Here is a 6,579-nt window from a genome sequence, read left to right on the forward strand (position 1 = left end):
TCGACCGTCTCTTCCTTCAGCCGGTAGGGCTCGATCTCGAGTTCGGGGCTGAAGAGGAAGATCAGCAGATAGATGATGAACGACGAAGCGGTCGCGACCCGCATGTAGCGGCCGTACCGCGCCTTGAAGCGGTCGTTCTCGGTGGCCAGGCCGACATGTTCCCAGCTCTCCGGAGGTGGACTGTGCGTCGCTTCGGACATGCGTCACCTAGAACTTCGGCTGGGTGCTCTCGACCTTGTTGTTGAAGGACACGCGCACCGCGTTGACCTTCTTCAACTCTTCCATGATCCGATCCATGACCTCGTAGTCGGTATTGATGTCGCCCTGGAAGGCGACGATGGTCATCGGATTGGATTCGTAGCTCTGGGCCATGATCTGGGCGGCGAGCTCCTCGGAGACCAGCTTGTCGTCGACCGAGATCCGCCCGAACTGGTCCACGTAGATGTTGCGGATGTCGTCGCGCTTGATCTCGACACCCGACTCGGCCCGTGGCAGGTCGACCTCGAGACCGTCCTCGGTCTTGAACACCGTGCTCACCATGAAGAAGATCAGCAGCAGGAAGACGATGTCCCCGAAGGACGCCGTCGGGATCTGCGATTTGGTCTTCTGGTTCCGTTCGAACTTCACGGTCGCCTCCCTAAACGTCCATCATCTTGATGGCGACCTTGCGGCACTTGGCCAACCGCACTTCGTCGAGCACCGCCGCGAAGACCCCGTAGTCGGACATCGGGTGGTTCTCGACGATCACCACCAGCTTCGGGTTCTCCAGCAGCCGCCGCTCGAGTTCGTTCTTGATCCCGTTGATCGCCATGGGCTGATCGTCGAGCAAGACGATGTTCGAGGCGGTGACCTGCAGCGACGCCGTGTTCGACTCCTTGATCTGCACGGTCTCTTCCTGCTCGGCGGCCGCCGGCAGTACGAAGGGCATGCCGATGTCCTGCTGGAAGACCGTCACGACCATGAAGTAGATGAGCAAGAGGAACACGATGTCCGCGATGGACGACATGTTCATCTCTTCGGTCGGCCGCCGGAACTTCTTGATCTTGACCGCCATGGTCCTGCTCCTTCACCGCGAAGGCCGCGCCTAGCGGTGGCCGATCTGGGTGAGCTCTTCGACCAGCTCGGCCGAGGTCTCTTCCATCTCGATGATGAAGCGGTCGATGATCGACAGGAAGAAGCTGTGACCGAGCGACGCCGGGATCGCGATGATCAGACCGCTGGCGGTGGTGATCAGCGCCTCGGAGATACCGCTCGCCACCAGCTTGGCGTTCACGTTGTCGGCGTTCGCGATGGCCTCGAAGGCCGAGATCATCCCGGACACCGTGCCGAGGAAGCCGAGCAGCGGCGCGGTGTTGGCCACGGCCGACAGCGCCACGAGCCCACGCTCGAGGAAGGCCATCTCGATGGTCCCCGAGGTCTCGATCGCCTTCTCCACGGCTTCGGGACCCCGTTCGGCGCGTAGCAGCCCGCTGTGCAGGATCGCCGCGATCGGGCCGCGGGTGCGTTCGCAGACCTGCGCGGCCTCGTTCACGCCGTCACTGCGCAGGGTGGTGATGACGCTGCCGATCAGACGTCGGGTGTTGGTGCGGGCCTTCGCCAGCGTGAAGGCGCGCTCGAGGATCACGGCCAGGGCCAGGATGGCGGCGGCCAGAAGACCCCACATGAAGTTCCCACCGGCGATGAAGAGCTGACCGGCTCCACTCTGACCGAGAGGAGTCTGCTCGAACCACCCCATGATGCCGCTGGGAGCTTCTTCCACCTGGACCATCTCGTCGATCGAGTCCGACGCCGACCACGCGAGCGAGTCCGAGGTGTTCATGACGCCCTCGATGTCCAGCGAGGTCTCGGCCTCGCCTTCTTCCTGGGCAAGGACCGGGGTGACGAACGCTGTCGCGACGAACAGCAACGCCGCCATCACGGTCATCGGGAACAGACCTTTGCGAGCCATGATGTGGCCTCGTCCTTTCTCGAGGTGGTACATCCGAAGTCCGGGGGCCCCGCCCGGTCGAGCCGATGGCGGGCCGGTTGTCCGTCCTCGACCACCGCGCGCAGGCCGCGAGCTTCGGCGAGGTTCGGTCGGTGTCGGGTGCCGGTCTCACGACGAAGCCCGCACTCGGTCGGCGATCCGCCACGTCGCCGAGGGCGGGGGGCGGAGGACTGAGTCGCGGGCGAGGACCCGGCCCGGGCAGCGACGCACGGTTCCGGTCCGGAGCGCATGGATTCCGGTCACAAAACGGAGCGGAGTATAGCCATCCCGACGGAGACGGTCAACCCCGCTTCTTTCATCCAAACTCTTGGCCGACAAGGAATTGCAGACTGGATCGCTCCGGCCCGGCCGACGCGGCCGCCCACCTCCTGGTCGGTCGTGCGCAATGTACGACCATGCCCGGCACCGGGGCAAGTCCCGCGATCGAGGTCGGGTCGATCAGTGGCGGGTCTCGAGGTTGGAATAGTCCAGTTCGTAGACTCCGATTCCCATCCGGTCGACGAACAGGAAGCGAAGATCGATGTTCTCGCCCCAGAGTCCGCCGTCCTCGAACAGGGGGTCGCCGTCGGAATCGTACCGCCAGAGCTCGAAGCTGCCCTCCTGCCCGATCCGGGCCTGGTTGCGGCGCCGGTCCCGGTCGGCGTCAGTGACGATCGGACCCGTCTCGAACAGGCCCGACTCGCTGAGCTCGCCCCGGATGTTCGTCCCGGCCACGTCCATGGCGAAGGCGTCGTGGACCTGCCCGATCGCCTCGTCCAGGTCGATCCCGCTCGACGGAATGACCTCGACGTCGATCGTCGACGGTGCGCCGTAGCGGATGTAGATCTTTCCCCGGTCGGTGAGTGGACCCGGCCGCTGGTGGTCGCCGTAGAATCGCGCGGCGTGGGCGACCCGGGCCAGGAACCGGTCGTAGAGTTCGTTGCGGGGTGTTCCGGGCGTTGGATCCCGCTCTTCCCAGAAGTCCTGCATCACCTGCGCCTGCGCCGGCCGGCTCATGCGGCGGAAGCGCCCCAACTCACGCGGCCCGAGGACGAGCTCGGCTTCCATCATGACGTCGTCCCGAGCCTGCAACGCCCGCTCGATGCGCCAGCTGACCACGAATTCCGACTCCAGGACGACTTCGTCGGTCCACGCGGGCAGCAGCCGGAGCACGTACTGGCCGTCGGGCAGGGCCACCAGCGGCACACGGATCACGGCGGCGTCGACGGCAGCATCGGGAACCAGCGCAACGTTCTGCTGGTCCATGGTCCCGTACTCGGCGTCGACGATCTGAAGGTCGAGCCGCGATTCCACCCCCAGCGGTGCTCCGCTGATCTCGACGTAGGTCTCGAGCGTGTCCTGCGACACGCCGTACAGCCGCTCGGGGTGCGGGAGCGCGCCCTCGCCGCTGTCCACCCGGAACTCCGGATCGCTGAGACGCGGCTGGCCCTCGGGCCAGACCGTCACGGCCAGCACACCCTCGGCCCGGGCTCGGCGTTCCCGGCCGTCGAGCGTCACCAGGTCCACCGTCGCCGCCCAGCGCCCCTCGGCCGTCGGCGCCGAGATCTCGAGCAGTTCGAAGGTGGTCCGGAGGGCGGCGCCGGAATCGGTGTCGTGCAGCTGCACACGGAAGACCTGCGTGGTGTCGACCGCGACCACGCCCTGCCGGGCGAGCTTCAACCCGACCGCGACATCGGTCGTGGTGTCTTCGTCGAAACGAAGCTCCTCGTGATCGAGCCGGACCACGCAATCGACCCGCGCACGGCCGTCGGCCTCGAAGAACACCGGGAGGTCCGCCAGGAACCGGAAGTCCCCCATGCCCTCCAGCGGCGTGCGCACCCCGGCGCCGACCGGTCCGGTCCAGAAGAGCACGAGAACGAGCAGGAGCATGCGGTACACGGCGGCTCCCCGCAGAGGGTGGCTCGGATGGTACGCGGCCTCGGCGCCCCGGGTTCCGTCGAAGCGAACGCCGGCCGAATCGAGTCCGGCCGGCGTCCACGATCGCTGTGACGCGACGACGATCAGTAGGTGATCGACATGGTCACGCGGTGCACGTTGCCCAACGCGTCCATGTCCACCCAGCTGTAGTCGAGGTTCACCCAGCTGCGCGACCCGGTGTTCACGCGGAACCCGGCGCCCGCCGCCAGACCGTCGGTGTCATAGTTCAGGTTGTAACCACCGCGCAGAAACATCACGTCGTTCATGTTGTACTCGAGCCCGAAGTTCGCCCGCTCGGCGTTGTCGACCGGGTGCGAGAACTCACTCGATGCGATCACCCGCTGGTTGCCCACGCGGATCGGCTCGAAGGCGAAGCCCACCTTGAACATGGTCGGCAACCGCGCCGGACGCTCGTCGAAGGTGATCTCGGACCCGAGGCTGTTGATCGACATGCCGATCTTCATGCCGCGGATCCCGATGCGGTAGATGATCCCGACATCGGCGAAGGCCGAGTTCACCGTGAAGTCGCCGAGACCGATGTTCATGTAGTTCACGGTCAGCCCGGCCGAGAACTTGTCGGTGAAGAAGCGCGAATAGGTCAGGCCCAGAGTGGCCATGCCCGAGTCGAACTCCTCGCCGTTGCCGTCGGGCTCGAAGGCCGTCCGCACGATCTGCGGGTCCATCCACACCGCGCGCCCGCTCACCGCAAAGGTGCCCGGGATACTGCGTGGGTTGAACACGAACGCCCCGTACGTCAGGTTGATGTCGGCCGGCCACTCGACCTGGCTGAACATCACCTGGCTGTCGCGCACGCTCACGATGCCCGCCGGGTTCCAGTAGACGGCCTCGGCGTTGTCGCCGACCGCGGTGTAGGCCGAGCCCATGGCCGTGGCCCTCGCGCTGACGCCGACCTTCAGGAACTGCGCGCCGAAGGTCCCGACCTTCGCGAAGATCTCCGCCGCGTGGACGGCCGGCGCGACCCCGATCGAAAGGCCGGCGCCGACGGCCAGGGCCAACAGTGTCTTGCGCAGCTTCATCGAACTGACCTCCGCTCTGCGCGAGCGATTCGCGGACCCGCGGGCCCGACGCTTGCACGACTCCATCATCATCGAACCACCACGAAGCGCCCGATGACCCGTTCGAAATCAGGGTCCGAGGACTCGACGGAATAGAGATACACGCCGCTGACGATCTCCTGACCGTTCCGCGACACGAGGTTCCAGAACGCGGACCCGCCGGTGTTGCTGAAGCCCTCACTGCCTTCCCGGCCGAAGGCGGTGCCATCGTGGTCGATGGTCTGCACGAGATCGCCGGCCAGGGTGTAGATCTTGATCGTGTTCCGGGCCTGCGGAAGGTTCGCGAACATCACGCGCACCCCCGTGGGGTCGTCCTCGTTCGGGCTGAACTGGCTGAAATCGGCCAGACTCTCCCGCGTGGCGGGATTCGGCACCACGTAGATGTCCTGGCCGCGCTCGTCCCGTGCTGCCTTCGACTGTGCCTGGGCCTTCGGGACCGCGAACGCGAAATTGCTCTGCGCGTCTCCGGCCAACCCCGGACCGAGGGGCAACAGACCTTCCTCGCCGCTGCTGTCGGCCCGGAAGTCGGTCGCCGTCACCCCGTAGAAGTAGGCGTGACCGTTGAAGACGTCGCGATCGATGTACTCGTAGAACTCCAGCCCGAGTTCCACGAAGTACGCCGTGTCCGCGGGTGCGTAGTTGTCCTGGAACTGCGCCAGTTCCGGATATTTCCGACCGATCGCCGACACCGACCCGGTCTTCGGATCGATGAACCGGAGGAAGGTCGCCGGATCGATGGTGGGCCCGAACAGAGCCTGGAACTCCGGATCCTCGACGATGCGTGCCACCAGGTCGCGGGCCGGTGCGTGCCGATCGTACTCGGGCGTCCCCGGCTGGTACATCCGCGGAGTGTACGAGATCACGTCGAGTCCCGTGTTCGCCCCCAGGGGCAGACGCTGCGAGATCACCTCGCCACCGATGAAGCGTCGGTCCTCGAAGAAGTTCACCTTGTCGAACTCGGCGATCAGGCTCCAGAGTTCGCTCTCGGGTCCGTTCTCGATCGAACTGCCGAAGGGGCGTTCCCAGCCGTCGGCCCGCCAGACCAGGTACGACTCGAAGTCCACCTCCTGCAGGCGGATGTCGGGCACCACCTCGCTCACGTTGCTCCAGAACACGTGCACCTGGTTGTCCGCGGGGACCACCCGGAGTCCGGGCGGCTGCGGGGCCAGACCCACCAGCCAGGTCACGTGGAACTCCTTGCCCTTGACCCCGGTGCAGCCCGCCAGCTCCGATTCCTCGAACTGGTCGTCCTGATCACAGTTCAGCGCGTCACGACGCTGCTCGACCTGGCAGTCGGCGTTCTGGTAGAAGCAGCCGTCCTCGTCGAGGTCGTCCTCGCTGACGGGCGGCGGGAACTCGTCGTCCGGACCCAGACCCGCCGTGTCGCAGGGGCTGAAGAAGAGATCGAAGATCTCGTTCGGATCCTCGAAGTCGCTCTGGCAGACGCGGGTCTCCTGACCCTGCACGCCGGTCTCCTCGTCGAGGTCCCGATCGAACCAGTTCCCGAAGTAGGTCAACGCCGCTTCGGCCGCATTCCGCTGCAAGCCCGCCAGACCCGAACCGATCACCATGCCCATCTGGAACTTCAGCTCGTCGCCC

Annotated in this window: 7 protein-coding genes; all 7 read right to left on the bottom strand. The window is 65.8% G+C overall.

Going from position 1 to position 6,579, the window contains the following annotated elements; genetic code table 11:
* Positions 1–200 (bottom strand): hypothetical protein (locus VKA86_04600; protein HKK70474.1); only part of this gene is annotated, 200 nt, incomplete at its 3' end.
* A gap of 7 nt (positions 201–207) precedes the next feature.
* The gene (locus tag VKA86_04605) at positions 208–627 is read right to left on the bottom strand and encodes a biopolymer transporter ExbD (protein HKK70475.1); all 420 of its coding nucleotides are present in this window, start codon (positions 625–627) and stop codon (positions 208–210) included.
* A gap of 10 nt (positions 628–637) precedes the next feature.
* On the bottom strand, positions 638–1,054 hold the full coding sequence (locus VKA86_04610) for a biopolymer transporter ExbD (protein ID HKK70476.1): 417 nt from the start codon (positions 1,052–1,054) through the stop codon (positions 638–640).
* A 30-nt stretch (positions 1,055–1,084) separates the two neighbouring features.
* Positions 1,085–1,948 carry a MotA/TolQ/ExbB proton channel family protein gene (locus VKA86_04615; GenBank protein HKK70477.1) on the bottom strand — a complete coding sequence of 288 codons (864 nt, stop codon included), beginning with the start codon at positions 1,946–1,948 and terminating at the stop codon, positions 1,085–1,087.
* 477 nt (positions 1,949–2,425) lie between these two features.
* On the bottom strand, positions 2,426–3,856 hold the full coding sequence (locus VKA86_04620; protein ID HKK70478.1) for a GWxTD domain-containing protein: 1,431 nt from the start codon (positions 3,854–3,856) through the stop codon (positions 2,426–2,428).
* A 131-nt stretch (positions 3,857–3,987) separates the two neighbouring features.
* Positions 3,988–4,941, bottom strand: a complete 954-nt coding sequence (locus tag VKA86_04625; protein ID HKK70479.1) for a PorV/PorQ family protein — start codon at positions 4,939–4,941, stop codon at positions 3,988–3,990.
* A 68-nt stretch (positions 4,942–5,009) separates the two neighbouring features.
* Positions 5,010–6,579, bottom strand: a 1,570-nt coding sequence (locus VKA86_04630; GenBank protein ID HKK70480.1) for a hypothetical protein, incomplete at its 5' end; no start/stop codon positions are given.

It is taken from the genome of Candidatus Krumholzibacteriia bacterium (assembly GCA_035268685.1).
Taxonomy (GTDB): Bacteria; Krumholzibacteriota; Krumholzibacteriia; order JAJRXK01; family JAJRXK01; genus JAJRXK01.